At 49.1% G+C, this 22,838-nt stretch carries 24 protein-coding genes and 2 tRNA genes; 11 read left to right on the top strand and 15 right to left on the bottom strand.

What is annotated here, in order from left to right; all coding sequences use genetic code 11:
• Positions 1–141: 141 nt before the first annotated feature.
• From C5O19_RS14360 to C5O19_RS14345, 4 genes are all read right to left on the bottom strand, one after another.
• On the bottom strand, positions 142–1,245 hold the full coding sequence (locus C5O19_RS14360; RefSeq protein WP_104713340.1) for a DegT/DnrJ/EryC1/StrS family aminotransferase: 1,104 nt from the start codon (positions 1,243–1,245) through the stop codon (positions 142–144).
• Positions 1,242–1,610 (bottom strand): sugar 3,4-ketoisomerase, encoded by a 369-nt coding sequence (locus tag C5O19_RS14355; protein WP_104713338.1) that lies wholly within the window; start codon positions 1,608–1,610, stop codon positions 1,242–1,244. The genes C5O19_RS14360 and C5O19_RS14355 overlap by 4 nt, the downstream gene beginning before the upstream one ends.
• 452 nt (positions 1,611–2,062) lie before the next feature.
• Positions 2,063–2,674: a class I SAM-dependent methyltransferase gene (locus tag C5O19_RS14350; protein ID WP_104713336.1), complete on the bottom strand. Its 612-nt coding sequence runs from the start codon at positions 2,672–2,674 to the stop codon at positions 2,063–2,065.
• A gap of 422 nt (positions 2,675–3,096) precedes the next feature.
• The gene (locus tag C5O19_RS14345; RefSeq protein WP_104713334.1) at positions 3,097–4,092 is read right to left on the bottom strand and encodes an SMP-30/gluconolactonase/LRE family protein; all 996 of its coding nucleotides are present in this window, start codon (positions 4,090–4,092) and stop codon (positions 3,097–3,099) included.
• 88 nt (positions 4,093–4,180) lie between these two features.
• Here C5O19_RS14345 and C5O19_RS14340 point away from each other — a divergent pair, with 88 nt between their 5' ends.
• Positions 4,181–4,771, top strand: coding sequence for an alpha-ketoglutarate-dependent dioxygenase AlkB family protein (locus tag C5O19_RS14340; RefSeq protein WP_104713332.1), 591 nt, complete (start codon positions 4,181–4,183; stop codon positions 4,769–4,771).
• A 2-nt stretch (positions 4,772–4,773) separates the two neighbouring features.
• Here C5O19_RS14340 and C5O19_RS14335 read toward each other — a convergent pair whose 3' ends face one another.
• Positions 4,774–5,856, bottom strand: coding sequence for a catalase family protein (locus tag C5O19_RS14335; protein ID WP_104713330.1), 1,083 nt, complete (start codon positions 5,854–5,856; stop codon positions 4,774–4,776).
• A 211-nt stretch (positions 5,857–6,067) separates the two neighbouring features.
• Between C5O19_RS14335 and C5O19_RS14330 the strand changes: the two genes are divergently transcribed.
• From C5O19_RS14330 to C5O19_RS14320, 3 genes are read left to right on the top strand one after another with little or no spacing between them, the layout of a single operon-like run.
• Positions 6,068–7,141: an AI-2E family transporter gene (locus tag C5O19_RS14330; RefSeq protein WP_104713327.1), complete on the top strand. Its 1,074-nt coding sequence runs from the start codon at positions 6,068–6,070 to the stop codon at positions 7,139–7,141.
• Between the two features lie 45 nt (positions 7,142–7,186).
• Positions 7,187–8,131, top strand: coding sequence for a glycosyltransferase family 2 protein (locus tag C5O19_RS14325; protein WP_104713325.1), 945 nt, complete (start codon positions 7,187–7,189; stop codon positions 8,129–8,131).
• Between the two features lie 12 nt (positions 8,132–8,143).
• On the top strand, positions 8,144–9,025 hold the full coding sequence (locus tag C5O19_RS14320) for a glycosyltransferase family 2 protein (RefSeq protein WP_104713323.1): 882 nt from the start codon (positions 8,144–8,146) through the stop codon (positions 9,023–9,025).
• 40 nt (positions 9,026–9,065) lie between these two features.
• Here C5O19_RS14320 and C5O19_RS14315 read toward each other — a convergent pair.
• The 3 genes from C5O19_RS14315 to C5O19_RS14305 all read right to left on the bottom strand — a co-directional run bounded on the left by C5O19_RS14315 (position 9,066) and on the right by C5O19_RS14305 (position 10,054).
• A tRNA-Val gene (locus C5O19_RS14315) sits at positions 9,066–9,140 on the bottom strand.
• 24 nt (positions 9,141–9,164) lie between these two features.
• A tRNA-Val gene (locus tag C5O19_RS14310) sits at positions 9,165–9,239 on the bottom strand.
• Positions 9,240–9,367: 128 nt separating this feature from the next.
• Positions 9,368–10,054 (bottom strand): M15 family metallopeptidase, encoded by a 687-nt coding sequence (locus tag C5O19_RS14305; RefSeq protein WP_104713320.1) that lies wholly within the window; start codon positions 10,052–10,054, stop codon positions 9,368–9,370.
• A gap of 133 nt (positions 10,055–10,187) precedes the next feature.
• Between C5O19_RS14305 and C5O19_RS14300 the strand changes: the two genes are divergently transcribed.
• Entirely contained in the window at positions 10,188–11,423 is a 1,236-nt protein-coding gene (locus tag C5O19_RS14300; protein ID WP_104714116.1) for a nucleoside recognition domain-containing protein, read from the top strand.
• A gap of 43 nt (positions 11,424–11,466) precedes the next feature.
• On the opposite strand, the gene C5O19_RS14295 is transcribed toward C5O19_RS14300, so the two are convergent.
• The 6 genes from C5O19_RS14295 to C5O19_RS14270 form a co-directional block, all read right to left on the bottom strand.
• On the bottom strand, positions 11,467–12,051 hold the full coding sequence (locus C5O19_RS14295) for a beta/alpha barrel domain-containing protein (protein WP_104713318.1): 585 nt from the start codon (positions 12,049–12,051) through the stop codon (positions 11,467–11,469).
• Positions 12,052–12,180: 129 nt separating this feature from the next.
• Entirely contained in the window at positions 12,181–12,543 is a 363-nt protein-coding gene (locus C5O19_RS14290) for a hypothetical protein (protein ID WP_104713316.1), read from the bottom strand.
• A 94-nt stretch (positions 12,544–12,637) separates the two neighbouring features.
• Positions 12,638–12,841 carry a hypothetical protein gene (locus C5O19_RS14285; protein WP_104713314.1) on the bottom strand — a complete coding sequence of 68 codons (204 nt, stop codon included), beginning with the start codon at positions 12,839–12,841 and terminating at the stop codon, positions 12,638–12,640.
• Between the two features lie 52 nt (positions 12,842–12,893).
• Complete coding sequence (folB, locus tag C5O19_RS14280) at positions 12,894–13,244, bottom strand: dihydroneopterin aldolase (RefSeq protein WP_104714114.1); 351 nt, start codon at positions 13,242–13,244, stop codon at positions 12,894–12,896.
• 35 nt (positions 13,245–13,279) lie between these two features.
• Entirely contained in the window at positions 13,280–14,020 is a 741-nt protein-coding gene (locus C5O19_RS14275; RefSeq protein ID WP_094816875.1) for a DivIVA domain-containing protein, read from the bottom strand.
• A gap of 130 nt (positions 14,021–14,150) precedes the next feature.
• Entirely contained in the window at positions 14,151–15,065 is a 915-nt protein-coding gene (locus C5O19_RS14270) for a WD40 repeat domain-containing protein (protein WP_104713312.1), read from the bottom strand.
• 106 nt (positions 15,066–15,171) lie between these two features.
• Here C5O19_RS14270 and C5O19_RS14265 point away from each other — a divergent pair, with 106 nt between their 5' ends.
• Positions 15,172–15,819, top strand: coding sequence for a 4'-phosphopantetheinyl transferase family protein (locus tag C5O19_RS14265; RefSeq protein WP_104713310.1), 648 nt, complete (start codon positions 15,172–15,174; stop codon positions 15,817–15,819).
• Between the two features lie 284 nt (positions 15,820–16,103).
• On the opposite strand, the gene C5O19_RS14260 is transcribed toward C5O19_RS14265, so the two are convergent.
• Positions 16,104–16,967, bottom strand: coding sequence for a transglutaminase-like domain-containing protein (locus C5O19_RS14260; RefSeq protein ID WP_104713307.1), 864 nt, complete (start codon positions 16,965–16,967; stop codon positions 16,104–16,106).
• Between the two features lie 256 nt (positions 16,968–17,223).
• Between C5O19_RS14260 and galE the strand changes: the two genes are divergently transcribed.
• From galE to C5O19_RS14235, 5 genes are all read left to right on the top strand, one after another.
• On the top strand, positions 17,224–18,234 hold the full coding sequence (galE, locus tag C5O19_RS14255) for a UDP-glucose 4-epimerase GalE (RefSeq protein WP_104713305.1): 1,011 nt from the start codon (positions 17,224–17,226) through the stop codon (positions 18,232–18,234).
• Positions 18,235–18,268: 34 nt separating this feature from the next.
• Positions 18,269–19,327 (top strand): dTDP-glucose 4,6-dehydratase, encoded by a 1,059-nt coding sequence (gene rfbB / locus C5O19_RS14250; RefSeq protein WP_104713303.1) that lies wholly within the window; start codon positions 18,269–18,271, stop codon positions 19,325–19,327.
• Between the two features lie 159 nt (positions 19,328–19,486).
• Positions 19,487–20,347: a glucose-1-phosphate thymidylyltransferase RfbA gene (gene rfbA / locus C5O19_RS14245; protein ID WP_104713300.1), complete on the top strand. Its 861-nt coding sequence runs from the start codon at positions 19,487–19,489 to the stop codon at positions 20,345–20,347.
• Between the two features lie 50 nt (positions 20,348–20,397).
• The gene (locus C5O19_RS14240; RefSeq protein WP_243406384.1) at positions 20,398–21,582 is read left to right on the top strand and encodes an AraC family transcriptional regulator; all 1,185 of its coding nucleotides are present in this window, start codon (positions 20,398–20,400) and stop codon (positions 21,580–21,582) included.
• A gap of 61 nt (positions 21,583–21,643) precedes the next feature.
• Complete coding sequence (locus C5O19_RS14235; protein ID WP_104713298.1) at positions 21,644–22,819, top strand: acyltransferase family protein; 1,176 nt, start codon at positions 21,644–21,646, stop codon at positions 22,817–22,819.
• Positions 22,820–22,838 lie beyond the last annotated feature (19 nt).

Raw genomic sequence — 22,838 nt, 5'->3', positions numbered from 1 at the left:
AGTTTCCTTTTCCAGTTTTGGTTTAACGTATATCCCAAAAATTACGCCGCTAAAAAACGCCGAAAGCCCAATAGTTAATAGACCTTCAACGGTAGCCTTTCCCACTGAAAACAGTAGACTGAAAATCGAAAATATTATACCTCATTCGGCTACTACCAAGCTGTAAGCGTTCACCGCTTGAATAATTTGGTCCACTTCCTGATCCGTCAGGGTAGGGTACAGCGGTAAACTCACCACCTCACGGTGCAATTGTTCCGTTAGCGGCAGAGAAAGGTGATGGTATTCGGCGTAGGCCGCTTGCTGGTGCGGAGCCACCGGATAGTGAATGGCCGTTTGAATCCCTTGTTCGGCCAGATACGCCATGAATTCCTCCCGTTGCCGGGCCCGTACCACAAATAAATGCCAAACGTCCTGATCGTACGTTTGAGCCGGGGGCAATTGCAAAAGGGAACTGTGGATTTCCGTTAAAAACCGATGAGCAATGTGCCGTCTCCGTCTGTTGTCAGCCTCTAGGTGTGGTAACTTTACCCGCAGTAAGGCCGCCTGAATTTCATCCAGACGACTATTGGTTCCCTGCAACTCATTGTAGTATTTTATCTCTGAGCCATAATTGCGGAGTAGTCCAACGCGACGGGCCAATTCGGCGTCATTCGTCGTGACGGCTCCGGCGTCACCCAAGGCTCCCAGGTTCTTGGTCGGATAAAAACTAAAAGCCGCCGCATCACCCAAATTTCCCGCTTTCTGACCCTGATAGAGGGCTCCGTGAGCCTGTGCGGCATCTTCCACAATCTTCAGATTATACCGACGGGCTAGCTCCCAGATGGGCTTCATATCACAGCATTTGCCGTACAAATGTACCACCAAAATTGCCCGTGTTTTTTCGGTAATCTGGCTTTCAATTTCCTGAGGGTCAATGTTATAGCTAGCAGTGTCTGGCTCCACAAATCGGGGGGTAAGCCCAGCATTAGTAATGCTCAATACGGAAGCCACGTAGGTATGAGCGGGTACAATCACTTCACTACCTGCGGGAAGTTCCAAGGCTTTGAAAATCAGTGTCAGAGCATCCAGTCCATTGCCCACTCCCAAACAATGAGAGGTACCGCAGTAGGCTGCCCACTCCGTTTCAAAGGCCGCTAGTTCCTTTCCCAGAATGTACCATCCGGAAGTAAGCACGCGTTGAGCCGCGGCTAACAGCTCCGTTTCGTAAGGTCGGTTTTCCCGACCCAAGTCCAGGTGGGCAATCATGGTTTTTCGTAGAAATAGTCGTCTAAATCGTAATAATAATTAGAAAGTACTAATAAAACGGAACCTTTCGAAAACTGATCCATCATCAGCCAGTCGGCGGGTTCAACGACTAAGCATTTTTGTGGGGAGTTTAAGTCATACTGCGTAGTTCCTGACTGATTAGTAATTTCAATCCGACAGCTACCGTTCAGGCATACTAAAGCCTGATGGGACTGCAAATGGCCGTGTTTGGCCCGCTGGTGATCCGAAGGAACGCCATACACAAAAAAGGCCCGCTTAATATCTCCAGGCAATATTTTTTCAAATACGCCCAAATAACCGATCTCGGCGGTACCGAATGTCTCCAGCTCTAATAGAGTGGCCATGAAACGAACTTATAAAGTTATGAAGATGTGAATAGAGTGCTTGGGGTAATCTTAGCGGCGGGACGTTTCTCAACAGTTGCCATTTATACTGGAAAATGAAAACAGCAGGCTTGCTGGCTTGACTATAAAAAAGAGCGTCCTACCCTTAGGGAAGACAAGAGAAGTTTGGAATAAGTTATTCACCTGAATTAATTCTTTGGTCGCTTGTTTGAATCGAAAAGTAGCAATAAAATGTCATTTAGTCGAGCGGAATTAGAATTCTATTAAAAAGATTAAATGACTTGTGCGGAAAAAACAAGGCAAAAGAGTTCCTGAAACGACCCATCAGAACCGGACGTTGGAGTAAGTTCGATAGAAAAGTGTCCCCGTAAGGATTGTTTTAGACGAGTGACCTTAAAGCTCGGTTTTCTAGTACAATCGGGCCGGAAATAGGAAGCGTTTTCTTCAAAGGTTTATTTAGGCTCTATTTTAAAGAGCGTCGACGTATCAATGGTGGAATCTTCGACCGTCGTCGCTTCCGTATATCCGATGAGCTTGAAAGGCATGTAATCGATGTATTCCTGAAGGGTAGTAAAATACTCTCGGCCAAAACGCTGCGTACCCTTATAAAATACCTGATTATTAAGCAGGTATTTGCCCGCGTAATTTTTGTAAAGCAGCTCAATAATCTCGTCCAGATCCTGAAGGATGTACCAGCCAATTTCAGCCAGTAGTATGGCATCAACGGGTAAGGGTTCCTGAAGTACTTTTACAATATCACCCGTGCGAAAATCTAGCTGAGGAAATTGCTGGCGAGCTTTAGTAATGGCCGTTTCGCTGATATCGTAAGCCATCGGAATGATACCCGTTTCCTGGTGAATCCAGTTACTGTAATACCCTAAACCACAGCCAAATTCAATGAGTGAGTCAATGCCAAAGCGTTTCAGATTGAGAATAGCACATTGACGCCCGTAGGGGTTGGGCTGCCGGGACTGCATCCAGGGATCCTCGAATCGCTGGTACATTTCTTCAAATTTGCCAATAAACTCTCCGTTGTGAATAACATACTCATGATAAGTGTTCATAGTGGTTCGGTCTGACGTTGGATCAGTTGAGAATATACGTGTTTTGGTATTCGGGTAAGGAAACGGGCGGAGCTGTCAGAGGAGCGAAGAATAGCTCCAAGAAAAGCATAGACAGCCTAATTCAAAGAAAGTCTGATCGGCGGGGAAATCCAACGGTAAACCTATAAAATTTTATTGATTACCAGCTAGTTACTGCTTTTCAAGGAAGGGTTTAGGTAGATATACTTAGGATACTAATGAGTCCAAGTCCACAAAACGAGAATACAAGTAGCTGTACGCGGCAGCTCTATAAATCCTTTTATTGATTAATAGATTCTTAAAATCAGGGATTTAAGGGGTGGTTTACGATGATTTAGAAGCCTGAAATAGGGTTTCATTCGTAGAGTACCGTTTTAAACTATACGTTATAAACACTTACGATCTTACTGCTCTTTTGTAAGTGTTTTAATGCGACATAGGTAGTTTTCTGCGGTTATGTACAAATATCCATCCGGACTAAAGGAGCAATTGGACGTCGCAGCACTCAGCTCCAGACGGCCCAGGAGCTTGCCTTGGGGACTCAAAATCAACAAGCCGCCGCCACCCGTGGTATAAACATTCCCACGAACATCCGTACACAAACCGTCCGGAGCCCGGGATAAGCCCTGTCGATTCAGTGGGGTAAGATCGTAGAAGATTCGGCCCTTACCCAAAGAGCCGCCGGGCTGAACGGGGTAGGCCATCACGTACGGCTGCGTATCATCCGACTGACCGATGTACAAGGTTTTTTCATCGGGGGATAAAGCTACGCCGTTGGGCCGTTTCAAATCGCTGATGACCTGCGTAACCGTACCATCGGGATCGAGTCGATAGACGCCGAAGGCTTCGATCTCTCGGGTTTTGTCTTTCTCTTTTTGAGGCAACCCATACGGGGGGTCAGTGAAATAGTAAGCTCCTGAGGAATGCTGGCAAACATCGTTAGGCGAATTCAGGCGTTTGCCCTGCCACTGATCAGCCAGGGTACGCTTTCCGCCACCCGATAAGGGCATGACCGATAGGCGGCGATCCCCGTGTTCGCAGGCGACTAGTTCGCCTTTACGGTTGAGAATTAACCCATTTGATCCAGGTTCGTCCCCGTAGCTACCGTTCCCCGTATAACCCGCTGGATTCAAAAAGGTACTCAGGCCTTTGGTAGGGTGCCACTTAAAAATGGTATTTTGCTTCGTATCCGAAAAGAGGAGGTACCCACCTTTCGCTACCCAGACGGGCCCTTCAGTCCATTGAAAACCGGAGGCCAGCACTTCGATGGTCGCATTTGCCGGAAGAATGGTTTCCAGAGCCGGATCGAGTCGTACGACTTTCCCCAGGGTTGGATAAACCTGAGCCGATAAGGTGCAGGTCCAGCAAAGGGTACTGAAAAGCAGAAGCAATCGTTTCATAAAAGCAGATTCAGAGGTTTTCAAAGATAAACATCTTCCGCAAGTTTCGGATTGAGCACCCAAGGAAGCGTTAGTAGTTTTGTTTCGAATGAATACAAACCAGATCCCCAATTTGTTACCCTTTCAGGGCGAAGTCTCTTTCTACGAATCGTTTTTTTCAGTCGAAGAAAGCGATGTACTCTTGCAGCAGCTGTACGAGGAAATTCCCTGGAAACAGGAGCCCATCCGGATATTCGGTAAAGAAGTCATGCAGCCGCGGCTAACGGCTTGGGCGGGCGATCTGGATAAGGCGTATGCGTACTCGGGTATTACCATGCAACCCATCGACTGGACGCCAGCCCTGCGGATCATTAAAGATCGTATTGATCCAGATGATCGTTTTACCAATGTACTGCTGAATCTGTACCGCGACGGGCAGGACGCCATGGGCTGGCACCGTGACAATGAAAAAATACTGGGTACCAATCCAGTAGTCGCTTCCGTGAGTCTAGGAGCCAGTCGGATCTTTCAATTTCGGCATTATACCGACAAAAAACTGGTTCGTTCCGTAGAATTAACCCACGGCAGTTTGTTACTGATGCAGGGCGAAACGCAACACTATTGGGAACACCGTATTCCGCGTACGACTCAAAGCACCGAACCCCGCATCAATCTGACCTTCCGGACGCTGTACGGCTAGATTCAATCGGGCAAATCTTCAATACTACGGGGTTCCAGACGGGGCTGGGCGTTCATGTGGTGACGGTACTGCGACGATACCTCATAGGCTTTACGGCGTATCCGCATAATGTTACCCAGCGGCCGATGTTCGGGCAGGCAGTGAAACGGATTAAAGGAGAGTACGTCGTCAGCATAGACACGGCGGGCCGGACTGTAAGCTTCCTGAGTAGGAATGACCAGCCGGGCAACGGGTTGGTAGGGACTCTGCTGCTGGGGCCATTCGACCGATCCATCTTCGATGGGCATCGTTTGCAGATTGGTACACAGCTGTACCTGAATTTCGTACTCCGCCGACTGCTTTTTGAAAAACTTCACCACTGCATCCCGAATAGCTGAATCATGGTTGCTTGTATCGATTTCTTCGCCAGTCAGTAGTTTGACCGAAGTAGACAATGGCGTTGCCCGTACTTTCGCCACGTAATCCCCGTACCGAAGGGCAGCCATACTGAAAAAGGTTTCGCCCAGAATATGCTTGACCTGCACGCCCGCAATTTCCTTCTGGATACCCAGAGCATCCAGTACTTTATTGGCCGTTCGACCCGCCTGAGCAATCAGTTTCTGCATTTCTTCGGGACTTTTTGCCTCGCGTTCCAAGGTCTTCTGATTGTCCAGGTATTGATAAATCGTACCAAAAGGAATGACGGGGTTATTCACCAGAAGAAAATCCTGCGTAACGGCATCGGCCTCTTCCGGAAGAAATTTGAGACCTTCTACTCCCACAAGCTTGAGAGCCATGCCTTGCGGAGCCCCAACGCCGTCGGGTTGAATACTGCCCGGTGCCGTCGAAAACCGGACGATAACCGGGTACGTTCGCGATTCCCGAAAGACGCCTTGAGCCAGCGGTTCCGGCAGGTTCGGGTAGACGTGCAATTCGGCTTTGAGAATGCCATGACTTTTGGCGTGGGCATCGCGGATGGCGTGACGGTATTTGTCGAACATCAGGCGATTGATCCGGGCCATTGATTCGACAATTTCATTAGAAATTTCTTCTTCCCGGGGTTGGAGTACTTCAATTTCGTCGGAGTAAGGTACGTACGTAGGCATGGAGGTACAGGGCTGATTAAAGCTTTGATGGTACTAAAAAATCCTGCCCATGAAAGGAGGAAGGACTAGCATCAGAAGCTTTTCGGACTGTCCCGTCTTTTGAAGCAGCGGAGCGGGAAGGAACATTTTTTTTGAAAATTCAAAGCATAAAGGCCCGCTTATCGGATGTCCCACTGGCTTTTGTCCCGAAACTTTCCTGAAAAAAGTACGTATGCAACCTACAACCACTTCTAACACGGCTGTACAACAGCCTGAATACACCTTTATCCAACGCGTATGCATTGCTGTGGGCATCACGCTCATCTTTGTTCTGGGCACGCTGTTGCTTGGATTTAGCTTTGATATTTTATTGCTGATTATCGCTTCCTTGCTGGTGGCTCTGCCGCTCCGGGCAGCCGCCCGCTGGTTCAGCAAAAAAACCAACTGGAAAGAGGGCATTTGTATGGTACTCGTTTCCTTGACGGTACTGGGTGCCATCGTTGGTATCTTTTGGATTTTATCCTCGGCCATAGGCGATCAGGTGAGTACCCTGAAAGAAGATGCTCCCGAAGCCATTGCCAACTTTCAGAAACAAGTTTCCCGGAATAAAATAGGGAAGCAAATTTTATCCAGTATTCCGACGACCGATGAACTCATGCAGCGTCGGGAAAAATGGATGTCGCAGGCTTCAGGCGTTCTCTCGTCCACCTTTGGTACTATTGCCGACCTGTACGTTATCATTTTCCTGGGTATTTTCATTGCGGTACAACCCCGGCTCTATCATAAGGGCATTGTATTACTGATCCCCCAGAAATCTCGGAAACGAGCCAGTGAAGTACTCAATAAAGTAGCCGACACGCTGGTTCACTGGCTAATGGGGCAGTTGATCTCGATGACCTTTGTGGGAATTTTAACCTTTCTGGGTTTATGGATTATGGGCGTGCCGCTGGCGGGAGCTTTGGGTCTGTTTGCAGCCATAACGGCTTTTATTCCGAACATCGGACCGATCATGGCACTGGTGCCAGCCGTACTTTTTGCTCTAATGGATAGTCCGGAGCAGGCCTTTTACGTAGTGCTTTTGTACGTAGGTGTTCAGGCCATTGAAAGTAGTTTGCTGACGCCACTGGTACAAAAGAGGATGATTAACATCCCACCCGCTCTGGTACTGATCGCTCAGTTGATCGTGGGTGTTTTCTCAGGGATCCTAGGCATGATCCTGGCTACACCCATTATGGCTGTAGTATTGGTACTGGTGAAGATGCTCTACATTCAGGATACGCTGAAGGATGATTCCGTGGAGGTATGATTTCGGCGTCGAATTGCGTTACTTTGAGGCCGTCAATCTACCGCTGTGTCGCTTCAATCTTCTTTAGCAATCGTCATTCCCGCCTACAAAGCGTTATACCTGGCTGAAACGCTGGCGAGTATCGCGGCTCAGACCAACCAGAATTTTACCCTGTACGTAGGCGATGATGGCAGTCCGCACGACCTGAAATCTATTTGTGATACCTACGCGACTCAACTGAAACTGGTGTACCATCGTTTCCCGGAAAATCTGGGAGCAAAACAGTTGGTACAGCACTGGAAACGCTGCGTAGAGCTGATACAGCAGGAAGAATGGATCTGGCTTTTCGCGGATGACGATCTGATGGAGAAGGACTGCGTGGACGTGTTCTACCAAAGTTTACTACAAACGCAGGAACAATACGACATTTACCGTTTCAATTCCCGGGTAATTAATGACCAGAATCAGATCATTCGGGAACATGAAAACAGCCCGGTTGTCGAAAACGCCATGCAGCTGGCCTGGCACATTTTGCGGGACGAACGGGGTAACGTCATGCCCGATCAAATCGTGCGTCGTGCTACGTACAAAGCCTTGGGTGGTTACGTCGATTTTCCTTACGCCCAGGCTTCGGACTGGGCAACGGCCATTCATTTCACTCATCCGAAAGGATTATACAGTATGCCCGGACCGAAAATCCGCTGGCGGTACAGTGGTTCCAGCATTTCTTCTACGGCCCATCATCAGGCAAAAGAAATCATTTTTGGGCACCTGGATTTTATCGAATGGATTACCCGGTACTTCAACGAAGCGGACGCCAATCGCTACGGCCTTTCCCGCGAGCAGATCATGGAAGAAGCCTGGCGAAATCTCAAACGCGTCATGCGGGATCACTACCGGGGCATTCCGCATAGCTATGTACTGCCCGTCGCCCGACGGCTGCAACGAACCTTTCATTGGGGCATACTAGTGGCCCTCGTCCGGGCGTTTCGAATGACTCGAACTAAGTAAATCAACAGGTTCATGACCGCCTTCTTCCCTACAATCACCATCGTTACTCCTTCGTATAACCAGGGAGCATTCATTGAAGAAACCATCGTTTCCGTACTCGACCAGCAGTATCCTAAGCTGGAATATCTGATTATCGACGGCGGCAGTACGGATGAAAGCGTGGAGATTATCCGTCGCTACAGTAAATACCTATCGTTTTGGGAAAGTACGCCCGATCGCGGACAAAGTCACGCCATCAACAAAGGCTTTGCCCGTAGTACGGGAGCCATTCTGGGCTGGCTCAACAGCGACGATCTGTACATGCCCGGTACTTTGGCTCAGATCCATCCCATTTTGCAGGAAGCGGACCTGGTATTTGGCAATTGCTGGCATCTTCAGGAAAAACAAAGCGAGACAGAATCGCTTCGGAGTGACGTGGCTGAGAAAATGCAGCGGGTATCGCTGGTCAATGAAGACTACATCATTCAACCCTCGACCTTCTGGACGCGACGGGCCTGGGGGCAAACGGGCCCCTTGCGGGAAGATCTACACTTTGCCTTTGACTGGGAATGGTTTCTGCGGGCCGAGCAGCAAAAACTGAAGTTTCAATACGTGGACGATTGTTTGTCCGTATACCGGCTCCATGAGTCGCATAAAACGGGTACCGGCGGTTCGGCCCGGCAGCAGGAAATTCTTCACATCTACGAGCAGTACGCTCCGCGACTAGCGTTGCTGTACGGTATGCTTCGGGAGGAAGACTTGGCCTTGCGGGATTTCACGACGCATTGGAAAGCAAAAGTGCATACGCTGTTGCACGGAACGTCGAGTCGGGCGGCCTTACTGAAAACCCTGCATCCGGAAAAATACGAAGCCTATACGGAAGCTGAAGTAGAAGGCTGCTGGTGTATGCTCTAACAACAAAAAAGCCTCGCTGAAAAACGAGGCTTTAAAAGGGTGGGTGATGAGGGATTCGAACCCCCGACCCTCTGCTTGTAAGGCAGATGCTCTGAACCAGCTGAGCTAATCACCCGAATAAGGCGAAATAAAAAAGGAGTGGGTGATGAGGGATTCGAACCCCCGACCCTCTGCTTGTAAGGCAGATGCTCTGAACCAGCTGAGCTAATCACCCTTTTTTTATTTCTGTTTCCCTGTCGTTTGGGGCTGCAAACATACGGAATGAAAACGGCCTTACGCAACTATCTGCCCAAAAAAAGTTTAAAAAAATGTATACTTATCTGAAAATCAGAAGCAAAAATTTTACTCTACAATCGTGTATTTGGCTTTGGCCTGGGCCAGACTCATCGCGTTGAAGTGCCACCACTCGCTGGTGATCCCCATGAAGCCGCCGGCGGTCATGGCCTGCCGTAGAATCTCCCGGTTCGCCACGTGCGTTTTGGTAATCTTACCCTGCTGTAGCATTTCGGCTTCTTTGCGAGGATAGGCCTCACTGCCGAAGAAATCGAATGGCGTACCCATGTCGAGAGCCTTCCCATCGGCGGTAGCTACCGTCAGATCCACCGCACAGCCGTAGTTGTGAATGGAACCACGCGTCGGGTGAGCGACGTAATTGGTGCGATATTTGGGCGAATATTGCGGCAGGGCTTCCCAGAGTTTCCACTGCACCTTCCGGGAACGAACTCCGTCGTAGACCAACAAGCGTAGTTCGGGATGGTGCTTTTTTAGATACTCGTGGGCTTTTTTGAGTTTTTCAGCGGTTTCTTTCTGGAGGAAACACCGCGTAATGCAGCCGTACACGTCTTTGTGAACGAAATTATCGGTGGTCGAATACTTCAGATCCACTAACAAACTGGGATCGACCTGCTTCACATCCACCAGGCCCGCTTTTTCGAGACTTATTTCATCGTCACAGGCAGCCGGGCGATCTGTATACGAAGCACAGAAAAGCAGGGTCAGCGAAAGGGCAAAAGACTTTAGTACAATCATACAATCCTAATGGGAATACACGTGAAGGTATACCCAATTGCCGACCTTTTTGTTTTTCTTTTTCCGGGAAGGTACCATTTTTAGCCATTTTGAGCGAAATTCAGGGCTCAACTGTTTCTGCATTACTTCCCTCATGGCTCTTAATTACCTCTGGATTGGCTTTTTCCTAGTGGCGTTTGTGGTGGCCCTCTTCAAGTTAATCTTCTTCGGCGATACTGAAATTTTTAAGCTTCTGGTCGATGGCATGTTCGAGTCGGCGGAAGTGGCCGTCATGAAAATTGCCTTACCGCTGGCGGGCGTCATGACCTTCTTTCTGGGGATTTTGAAAGTAGGCGAAGAGGCAGGCGTGATAGGCTTTCTCGCCCGACGCATTGGACCGTTTTTCAATAAACTCTTTCCCGAAGTACCTAAGGATCATCCGGCTCACGGACAAATGATCATGAACTTTTCGGCCAATATGCTCGGACTGGATAATGCGGCGACGCCCTTTGGCCTAAAAGCCATGCAGAGTTTGCAGGAGCTGAATCCGAATAAAGAGGTCGCGACCAACGCTCAGATCATGTTCATGACCCTGCACTCGGCGGGTCCGGTGCTGATCCCCCTGAGCGTAATGGCCCAGCGGGCCGTGTACGGAGCCGCCGATGCCTCGGACATTTTCATTCCCTGTCTCATTGCCACCTACGTCGCTACACTGGTGGGATTACTGTTTGTGGCGTTCCGTCAGAAAATTAATCTGCTGGATCGTACCATTCTGACCTGGCTGGGCGGCCTGACGCTGGCAATTGTGGCCCTGCTGGCCTACCTGACAACCTTATCGAAAGAGGGCATTGAAACGTTCTCCAAAGTATTCAGTAACGTGGTGCTATTTGGCTTTGTGTTGTCTTTTCTGGGAATCGCTTTTCGTAAAAAAGTAGACGTATTTTCCAGCTTCATTGAAGGAGCCAAAGGGGGCTTTGAAACCTCCGTACGTATCATTCCGTACCTGGTGGGCATGCTGGTGGCCATTGGTGTCCTGCGAAATTCCGGAGCCTTGGGGTACGTAGTGGATGGTTTTCGCTGGGGGTTCAGCTTCCTGCCCATCCGCACGGAATGGGTGGATGCCCTGCCCACGGCTCTGATGCACCCCTTAAGCGGGAGTGGTTCGCGGGCGATGATGATTGATACGATGAAAACCTTCGGAGCGGATTCGTTCGTTGGGCGACTGGCCTGTATTTTCCAGGGGTCGGCCGATACTATTCTGTACGTGATTGCCCTGTATTTCGGCTCGGTAAATGTGAAGAATACCCGCTATACGCTCTGGGCCGGACTGGTAGCCGATCTGGCCGGGATTGTGGCTGCGATTGCGGTGGGATACCTGTTCTTTGGCTAGAAAAAAGCTTCCCGAAGGTACGCCTTCGGGAAGCAGAACAATCTCAATCTTCGTCGAGACGTTCGAGAATGTCCATCATTTCGCCAAATTCTTTGTAACCGGGGCGGGTTTCTTCGCCACCGAAAAGGGCAATACCTTTGATGGGAATTTGATCAAGTACTTCGAGTACGTTCATTTCATTCAAGCCAAAACCCAGCAGGGTGGGGTACTTGAACGCGAACTGATCGAGATAACCCAGCGTAGCGGTATCGAGGTGAATAAACGGATCGGAATGCTCAATCAGGTAATAATCGGCTCCGTCGAGTTCGGTTGGTAAGCCTTCCGCCAGATCGAGTTTTAGAATAATGGGAAGTCCCAGCGTTTTCGCTTCGGCTACTTGTTCGGGATGACTGATCTGCAAAACATCGGGTTTGTAAGCTTCCACTAGCGACTGGATCGTAGCAAGATCGGTAGCCTCGGTTTCACCCACAATGGAAACACCCGCCAGCCAGCCTCTGATTTCGCTGAATTTTTCCAGTGCAATGGTATCCATGGAAAACCCCAGCCATTCGACGTACATCCCCGCACAATAGCGGGCATCGGATAAGTTAGTGATATTGGAAATTTTAACGAGTGTACGTAAGGCCATAAGTGCAATGAGTAGACGTATCGTCTTATTTTTTGACAAAACTAGCTGTTTTCAGCTAAAGCCGGGTACGAAAGCCAACAGCCAGCGGAGCGGCTGGCTGTAAACGGTACTTACTGAAAGGGAAGCAGATTAAAGCTTATCTCCTTCGAAAGTCTGACCCTGTACCGACATCTGGTACTTGATTACTTTTTTATTCGCATCCCGGACAAAAACAATGGTGGCTTCGTAACCAGGCACGGTAAAGGTGTCGGCTGCATTCGGAGAAGCGAGCAGTTCTCCCTTGCCCTGACCAATGGCTTCGGCCATCAATTTTCCGTCTTCGATGGTAACAATGAACGATTCAAATACCCCCTCAACGCCCTTATATTTCCCCGCGTATTCTTTCCATTGCGTACTGTCGGCTTGAATAAGAGTTTGAATTTGAGCAACTTGGGGAATAGATTTGGCTTCAGCCGCATACGCAAGGGCTAGAGCGAAAAGTAAAGCTTTCATAGGAATAGTGGTTTTGTTTTACCAAATCTATTCAACAAAAAGAAACCCGCAAAACTGCGGGTCATGAAGACTAAAGCGTCGACGAACTGAACTACTAATGCTGAATTTTCGGGTGCGGAATGATTCGCCAGCCGGGCGTATTTTCGGCGTGTCGGGCTACGATTTCCGCAGCCACATCTTCCAGAATTTCAGCATTTGAAGTGAAGTACAGGCTTTGGTGCCGTTGCTCATCAAAGCTGATTTCAAAATATTCGTTGTGAAAAGCTTCTTCTTTTGGGTCTACCAGTTTGTAATCCATTCGTGTAATCGTTTGGTTGATGGACAACTACCTGTACTAAATTCATGCCAGTTTAGCCTTCCAGCGTCACCCGGGAACGCTCGCATACGCCGCCTACGGGCGGATTGTACTTGGAAACCGAAACCGCGATTTTCTCCACATGCGGGTACTTTTCACGGATGTCCTGAATGATCTGATAAGCGATATGTTCGAGCAACTTATGTGAATGCCGCATGACAACGGATACAATTTCGTATACCTTGGCGTAGTTAACGGTCTCACTCAGTTTGTCGTGAATGGCCGCCTGCTGAAAGTCAACGGTAATGATCACATCGATGGAGTACCGATTTCCAATTTTTTGTTCTTCTTCGTAAAAACCGTGGTAGGAAAAGAATTCCAGACCTTCTAAGGCAATTGTTCCCATGAAAAAAAGGGGAGCGTTTCCGCTCCCGTGCATTGTTAGATTTTATCGAAGAACGAACCTTCTTCCTTATGTTCCGCCTGAACGGGTTCCTGAGGAACTTCTGCCGGTGTTGGTTCCGGAGCGGCTGTCACCTCGGCAACCGTAGGTAGTATTTCTTCCTGAATCTCTACCGGTGGCAATTCGGCCAGGGGTTGCGTAGCCGGAATACTCGCGAGTACGTTGTTCAGTTCAGCGGCTTTTTCTTCAAACGGAATCTGGTGCGAGCGTTCTTCAAATCGCTGGGCCCGTTCGAGTGTTTCTCCGGCGTATTCTTTAATCTGCGAAAGCAGCGTTTGTTTGTATTTATCGATGGCCTTGATGTCGCGTTCAAGTCCCTTTAGCTCATTAACAGCCTCTTCGATGATATACCGGGCTTTGTTTTCGGCATTCATCAAAAGCATATTGGCCTCTTTACGAGCGTTGCTGAGGGCTTCTTCGGCCTGCTGATGGGCTTCCACCACTTTTTTCTGCGACTCTTCCTGAGCTTTTACCGCCATTTCCTGACTAGTCGTCTGAGCCGTCTGAAGGGTCTTGTACAGCGTATTTTCAAGGGCTTTCAGTTTACTGAAATCACTTTCGGTACGTTCAATACGTTCGTGTAACAGGCGATTTTCGTCCATCAGACGTTCCCATTCCTGCGAAAGCGTGGACAAAAACGCGTCTACTGCATCTTTGTCATAACCCCGGAACACGCGTTCGAACGATTGTTTGCGAATATCAAGTGGTGTAATTTTCATGTTGGTATCGGGGAGAAACCCTACGGGAAAAGAGCTTCCGGGTCGGGTTTGTGAAGGTTTCTACATTCAAATTTATCCAATCCCATCACATTTCGGCCTGAAATATGATCTTATTTCCAAAAAACAGCTTTTAGGGCTGTTCGGTTACTTTCCAAACCGAAAGCAGTCGATCATCCGAAGCCGAAATGAGTCCGGCTTCGACGGGCAGCCACAAAGCCCGGTTGATGGAAGTACGGTGACCGGCAAAGCGGGCCCAATCCAGTACTTTCAGCAGACGAAGGCTGGCCGCATCCCAGATTTTTAGCGTTTTATCCATACTAGCGGTGATAATTTTCTGATGATTGGGACTGTACGTCAGGTGGTTAATGGCAAACAAATGAGCCACCACGTCCTGGTGTAACCGGTAGGGGTCCGCGACCGCCCAAGTTTTCAAATGTGCATCGCGACCTCCTGAATGGAGCCAGCGACCGTCGGGAGCATAACGAACCGTAAAGACGGATTGCGTGTGAGCGGCGATGATAAATTTCAGCGATAGCGTGTTTAAATCAAAAATTTTGATGGTATTATCGCTATAACCTACGGCAAATTCCTGACTGAAGGGATTGACGTCGATGCTTCGGGCAGAGGCATTACTAGCCTTTAGATGCTTGCGTACCTGAAAAAGCTCCCGGTCCAATACCGTCACTGTACCATCGCCCTGAGCCACCAGAGCCAGATTTTCGAACAGGCAAATATCGAAAATGGGCGAGGCCGTCAGTTGAATCGAATCCTGCTCTATTTTACTCTGCGGATCAATCCGGTGAATACCATTAAAATTTTGTCCTACCCACAGCAAACCTGTTTGGTCATCCATCTTCAAGGCATATACCGAGGCTGGGATTCGGGCGACCAGTTCGCCCAGATCGGGTCGGGCCAGATCCCAGCGAATGACCAGACCATCACTACCGGAGGAAAAAAACTGGCCCGGTTCCGGTGCGGCCTCCAGCGCGTAAATCGCATCCCGGTGACCCGCAAACGTATCTATTTTTTCAATGTGTAATCGCATAGCTCGTTAGGTACTTCGCACCCCAAAGGGTAAACCTCGAAACGAACGGTTGTGTACCAAGTCCTTGAGGATTTTCTATTTTTGCCCTAAAATTAAGCATAATCGAATGCCATTGGTTTGGATACGGCCTTTTGAGGGGCGGGGGAGGGTTGCTCTCTGGGAAATTACGGAAGATTTGGAGGATCTGCAAAGAGCCTTCCGGGGAAGTCCGGCAGATGTAGCAGCGTACGCGGCAATTCATCATCCGCAAAAACAAAGGGAGTTTCTGGCCAGCCGGATTCTGATCCAAACGTTGATTGAATCGGTGGGTGAAACGTACCACGGAATTCGGAAGGATTCATACGATAAACCCTTTTTGGAGAATACAGATAGTCATTTCTCCCTTTCGCACTCCTTGCGATTTGCCGCAGTTGTGTGGCATCCAGCGGCTCGGGTGGGGCTGGATATTGAACCAGTCAGCGAGAAATTATCCGTAGTTGCCCGCAAATTTTTGAGTGAAAACGAATGGAATCACGCGGACCATCGGCTAGAACGGCTGGCCGTATACTGGACGGCGAAAGAAGCGTTGTACAAACTTTATGGCGAGAAAAAACTGAGTTTTAAAGGAAATATTCCCATCGAACCCTTCGCCGACGAAGCCGAACGCATTCACGGCTGGATTCGTACGCCTGAGCAAAGTATTCGATACGCGTTGTCGGTGATACGCGTTGAGGATTGCATGCTAACGGTGGCAGCGGAAGGGGAGGGAGTTTGAGGTTTTAAGTTTTGGTAGATAAAAGCCAGTAAAGTTAGCGGGGCGGGTTGTGCGGAGCATTTACTACGGACGCAAAAACTGGTAGGCTGTGCCGACCGGGCTGGCCGTACCCCACGTTGCATACGGGGCCTAATGACATGAAATCCCTCCGGGGTTAGAGGCCTAGAATAAACAAGCAGTTTTGGGGGTAAAAGCATACGGAACTACATTAGACGGAACCCCTTCGGAGCGGTCTACTTACTAACCATTCCGAAGGGGTTCAATACAGATGCGTCAGTTCCAACCTAGTTATCAAACGATGGCGAATCGGATTCCTGAAGCATTTTAAGGAGCGTATTGATTTCCTGAGCCCGGTCATCGTCGCCCGTTTTCTCAAAAGCCAGTGTCAGATTGCGTAGTACTCGCTTGACAATGTCCGTATTACTACAGGCTTCGTAAAAAATGGGGTTGGGGGCCAGGTTCAGCTGGGCAATGTAATTGTCAATGTCTTTCTTTTGAAACACCAACCCTTTATTGAATACGTTGATGTAAAACTGGGTATCGTCATTCACCTTGTAGGTGAGCACGAACAGGTTAGGGAGATTGACTCCGTACAAGGGCATTCCCAATCGACGACCTACCAGCATATACAGCACACACAAACTGATGGGGTTTCCCTTGTGCGTTTCCAGTACTACGTTCAGCATGGAATTGGCTGCTGAGTGAAAGTTCTTCGTATTTGCCCCAAATTTCAGTTTCTTGAAGAAAACGTAATTCAGCGTATCAATCTGCGACGCGGGATGCATACCGTGCCGAAATTCCAGCCAGGCATCGTAATAAATCTGGTCAATTTCCTGCTGAAGTTTTTCCAGGGAAAGATCCGGGTACTGATACGTGGCTACTAGCCAGAGCCCTTCCAGCAAATCGGTACCGCCACTGTTTTTCCAGGCTCGCAGGCGTTCGGTAAGCGTGCGAAACTGTAAGTCGTGAATCAGATCCTCGATGCGTTTCTGAACGAGCGGATTGAAACCGGAATTTTCCCAGTGATCTTCCAGAAAGGGAATAATGGTATCCCCTAACGAGCGAATCTTTTGCTCAATCAGCGAGGAAACCTCCCGGTCGTCGTCTTCAAGCAGGGAGACTAAGGCTTTTAGTTCACGGCTATCCATACAGAAAAAGTTGATTTTAGCTTTAACCTACACTAATTTTAGAAAACTACCAAATAGGTAAACCATGAATTCAGGGGAAGCATTCCTCTTAAAGTAAAGAGAATGGTGCGAAAGAATAAAAAAATAGGAGGATGCTGGGAACTATTCATAAAAAAGACAATAGACCGTATAAAAATGATCCCCGGAACCAGTACCTTCGGCCCGCGTATTTTTTCTATTTTTGGGGCTTAATTGAAAGATTTCTAACCCTTACTTCATGAATATCCTAGTCACCGGTGGAGCCGGATTCATTGGTTCCCATACTGTTGTAGAGCTGATCGGAGCCGGATTTGAACCTATCATTCTGGATGATTTCTCTAATTCCCAGGAAAAAGTACTCGATCGACTCGAATCGATTCTGGGAAGAAAAGTGAAATACTACAACGCTAATTGTAACGATGCGGCGTTGCTGACTAAGATTTTTAAGGAAGATAACATTGAGGGGGTTATCCACTTTGCGGCTAGCAAAGCCGTTGGCGAATCCGTTGAAAAACCCCTGTTATATTATCGGAACAACATCTCGGCTCTGGTCACCTTGCTGGAAGCAATGATTGCCAATGGGGTGTCGAACTTTGTATTTTCCTCCTCCTGTACGGTATATGGTCAGCCCGAGGTAATTCCGGTAACGGAAGAAACGCCCGTACTACCAGCCGCTTCTCCGTACGGAAATACCAAGCAGGTAGGCGAAGAAATCATTCGCGATACGGTAGCGGCTAAACCGGGTCTGAAAGCTCTGGCTCTGCGGTACTTCAACCCCGTAGGTGCTCACGAATCGGCCCTGATTGGTGAATTGCCCATCGGCGTACCGGCGAACTTGGTACCTTACGTAACGCAAACCGCTGCGGGCATTCGTCAAAAACTGATGGTATTTGGTAAGGATTACGATACGCCCGACGGAACCTGTATTCGTGACTTCATTCACGTAGTGGATCTGGCCAAAGCTCACGTGAAGGCCTTGGAATTGCTGGTGAAGGAAGCAGAAACAAATTATTACGACTTTTTTAACATCGGTACGGGCACGGGTACGAGCGTTCAGGAGTTGATCGATACGTTTGAACGCGTAACCAACGTGAAGCTCAATTACGAATTTGCTCCCCGCCGGGCCGGAGATATTATGGAGATTTACGCCGACGTGAGTAAATCGACCGAAAAACTGGGCTGGAAAGCCGAAAAAACACTGGATGAAGCGTTAGCAGACGCGTGGCGTTGGCAATTAACTTTAAAGTAATCGAATCCAATCTTCATCCTACATTGAAATCCCTATGAAGAAGTTATTAATTACGGGCGGAGCGGGCTTCATCGGTTCGCATGTGGTGCGTCGGTTTGTAACCGAGTACAAGGACGTCTATCAGGTTTTTAACCTGGATGCGTTGACCTACGCCGGCAACCTGGCCAACCTCAAAGACCTGGCCTCAGCCCCCAACTATACCTTTGTCAAAGGTGACATCCGCGATGCTGAATTCTTAGATCAGCTCTTTTCGGAGCACGACTTTCACGGCGTGATTCACCTGGCGGCCGAAAGCCACGTCGACCGCTCGATCACCGACCCCATGGCCTTCGTTTTGACCAACGTCATCGGTACGGTCAATCTGTTGAACGCGGCTAAAAAAGCCTGGAAAGACGACTATTCGCGGCATTTGTTCTACCACGTTTCCACCGACGAAGTCTACGGCGAATTGCACAACCCCGAAGAGTTTTTCCTGGAAACCACCCCCTACGATCCGCGTTCGCCGTATTCGGCTTCCAAGGCTTCTTCGGATCACTTCGTTCGGGCCTACGGCAACACCTACGGCATTCCCTTCGTCTTGACCAACTGCTCGAATAACTACGGTCCCAATCACTTCCCCGAAAAGCTGATTCCCCTGATGATTCACAACATCCTGCATAACAAACCCCTGCCCGTTTACGGCAAAGGGGAAAACGTGCGGGATTGGCTGTTTGTGAAAGATCACGCCCGGGCCATTGATGTGGTCTTCCACCAGGGTAAGCCGGGTGAAACCTACAACATCGGCGGCTTTAACGAGTGGAAAAACATTGATCTGGTGCACCTGTTGTGCGAGATCATGGACGATCAGCTCGCTCGCCCGGCGGGAACTTCCAAAGGGCTCATCACGTATGTGACGGACCGGGCGGGCCATGACCTTCGTTATGCCATCGACGCGCACAAAATCATGCATGAACTGGGCTGGCAACCTTCGGTGACCTTCGAAGAAGGCCTGGCTCAGACGGTAGCGTGGTATCTCTCGAATACGGAGTGGCTGGAAGAAGTCACCTCGGGTAGCTACCAGAAGTACTACGACAGCATGTACGCGCAGCGCTAACACGGAATCAATGGTTGCAGGCGTATAAGGATCGCGGGCGTGAATAAAAAGTAAGCGCTCGGGTGGTTTTGCTGTATTCACGCCTGCGATCATTCCTTGATTCGCCCCTGGCTGCATTCCCTCTTTCTATCATTCATTCACTCATTCCCTCATTCGAAGATGAAAGGAATTATTTTGGCAGGCGGCTCGGGTACGCGGTTGCATCCCCTGACGCTGGCCGTCTCCAAACAGCTCATGCCGGTTTACGACAAGCCGATGATCTACTATCCGCTGTCGATTTTAATGCTGGCGGGTATTCGCGAGATTCTCATTATTTCCACACCGCACGATCTGCCGCACTTTGAGAAGCTCTTGGGCGATGGGAGCCGGTTGGGCTGTCAGTTTAGCTACGCCGTGCAGCCGAGTCCGGATGGACTGGCTCAGGCCTTCATCATCGGGGAAGAATTTATTGGGACCGATAAAGTAGCCCTGATTCTGGGGGATAACATCTTCTACGGCTCGGGCCTATCGAAGCTTTTGCAGGCCAACAACGATCCCGAGGGTGGGGTAGTGTACGCCTATCAGGTGCACGATCCCGAGCGGTACGGGGTAGTTGAATTCGATGGCGACTTTAACGTACTCAGCATCGAAGAAAAACCCGAGCAGCCGAAGTCTAACTACGCCGTGCCGGGCCTGTACTTCTACGACAACGAGGTAGTGGAGATTGCCAAGGCCATCAAGCCCAGTCCACGGGGTGAATTGGAGATTACCGACATCAACCGGGTGTACCTGGAAAAAGGCCAGCTGAAAGTAGGCGTGCTGGATCGGGGTACGGCCTGGCTGGATACGGGTACGTTTCAGTCGCTGATGCAGGCGGGGCAGTTTGTGGAGGTCATTGAAGAGCGGCAGGGGCTGAAGATCGGCTGCATTGAAGAGGTGGCCTACCGCATGGGCTTCATCGACAAGCAGCAGCTGGAGGCCGTGGCCAAACCGCTCGTCAAGAGTGGCTACGGCAAGTACCTTTTGAACTTGGTGAAGTAATTCAGGTTTTCGTATTTTAGTAGCCCGCCTCATCCAGGCGGGCTTTTTCTATGCCCCAGCTTAGTCCCCGTATCGATTGGTTTGCAATCCTGATTTTGCTTGGCATTATTCAGGGGTGTTTTCTGACGTATTTCTTTCTTACCCACAGTAAAGGAAAACAGTTGCCTAACCGTTTTTTAGGTTTTGCTCTGGTTTGTATGACGCTGCTCATGAGCGACGTATGGCTGGGCTATACCAATTACATGGTGCAGGTGTTAGGGCTGGTGGACTCAACCGAGCCGGCCAATCTAGCCTTGTTTCCCTGCTTGTACTTATATTTTAGAGTTAGTCTTCGGAAAAGCTGGAATGTGCGGGAAGCTTGGCATTTTCTGCCGGCAGTCCTGTATTTCCTGTACATGGCCGTTCTGTACTATCCACAACCGCTAAGCCTGAAGTACGAAGCTTTTTTAGGGGCGTTTCATCCTGAAATTCCATCGCCACCTTTTGAGTCGTACGGCGAACGCTGGATGTTCTGGCCTAAATGGCACATCAATGAATTTACGGGAATCAGTATGCTGATTTACCTGGTACTCACCTGGCGAGAAGTGCTATTGGCCTTTCAACGCATACAGGCTCGTTTCTGGGGAAGTCAACCGACGGATTTGATCTGGTTCCGAAATTTGCAGATTCATCTGACTTTTATCACGATTATATACCTGATTACGCGTACGACCTTTGAAAGCGACCTGGGCGATCACCTGGTGGTGGCTCACATGGCGTTTATCATCTACGTGACGAGCTTCAGTATCATTCGCCAGTCTGGTTTTTTCCGGGTGGAACCCGCCACGCCAACCGGGCAGGTTCGGAAGTACGAGAAATCTTCCCTAACGCCCGAATTAGAAAATCGTACGTTGGAAAAACTACAGCAAGTCTTACGCGAAGAAAAACCTCAGTTAGATTCGACCTGCTCCTTGCCCGGACTGGCTCAGCGACTGGGCGTATCGACGCATCATCTTTCCCAGGTACTCAATGACACGCTGGAGCTTAGCTTTTTTGAACTGCTGGCTAAATACCGAATTGAAGAAGCCCGGCAATTACTGTCTGCGCCGGAGAATGCTCACCTGAAAATTGAGGAAATCGCTGAACGTGTGGGCTACAACTCAAAATCAGCCTTTAACGCCGCTTTTAAACGCGAAACCGGGCAAACACCTTCCGTATTTCGGAGTGCGTCCTTATCGGCGGGTACGTCGTCCTGATGCGTACGGTCGTTGAACGGTACTGAAAACGAGCACTTTTGGGTATTCAAATCAAATACTCATGAAATCCACTCGTCGTTACGACCTTGACTGGCTCCGCGTATTAGCCTTCGGTTTACTTATCTTTTTTCATGCGGGAATGTTCTTCAATTACTGGGGTTGGCACGTGAAAAACAACGTTCAGACGCACCTCATTGAATATCCCATGCGGTTCTCGAGTGCCTGGCGGATGGCCTTATTATTCATGATCTCTGGGATGGGCGTATACTGGGCTCTGGGGCGGCGATCCGCGGGAGAATTTATCGGGGAACGAACCAAACGTATTTTTCTGCCGCTGGTCTTTGGTATGTTCGTCATTGTACCGCCGCAAATTTTTTACGAACGACTTCAGCAGGGAGCCAGCTTTTCGTACGGCGAATTTTACAAGACAGTCTTCGATTTTCAGCCTTATCCCAAAGGCAGTTTCAGTTGGCATCACTTATGGTATCTGATCTATCTGTTCTCGTACTCATTCATTGGGCTGCCCATTCTACTGTATCTGCGTAAACCTGCGGAACAACGGGTAACGGCTAAGCTGGCTTCATTTTTCAGTAATCCAGTCTGGCTGTTGATACTGCCTACCGTTTGGCACTGGTTAGCGGATTTTTTATTGGAGGAACGCTTTCCCACCACGAATGCTCTGGTGAACGACTGGCGGCAACACTGGCATTACTTTACGCTTTTTCTGACGGGATATGTGTTTTGTACACAGCAGCAATTCTGGGATACCCTGGCTCGGTACCGTTTCTTAACGCTTGGGTTGATGGTGGTGACAACTACGATATTATACGCCTTTTTCTGGATTGATCAGCCTCAGCTGGAAGGCTGGAATTACGAAGCCTATGCCCTTTTTCGAACCTTCAACGCCTGGACTTGCTTACTAACCATCTTTGGTAATGGCTACCAGTACCTCAACTTCAACAATCGATTCCTGGCCTACGCCAATGAAGCAGTCTATCCCTTCTATATTTTGCATCAAACGATCACGGTAGCTGCTGGTTATTATCTGGCTCCGCTGCTCATCGATTGGCCCGTAAAGTTCATCCTCTTAGCCGCGATTACGTTTTTCGGTTGCTGGATTTTATACCACTTCATCATTCGGCACTTCGCCTTCACCCGACTGGTATTCGGCTTGAAGCCCAAGGCTACGCATACTCCAGTAGTAATCGAAAGCCCTAATGCCAAAAGCGTACGCTAAGATTGGTTACGAGTAGAAA

The organism is Siphonobacter curvatus (assembly GCF_002943425.1).
In the GTDB taxonomy this organism is placed as follows: domain Bacteria; phylum Bacteroidota; class Bacteroidia; order Cytophagales; family Spirosomataceae; genus Siphonobacter; species Siphonobacter curvatus.
This window is presented reverse-complemented; position numbering and strand designations above follow the sequence as displayed.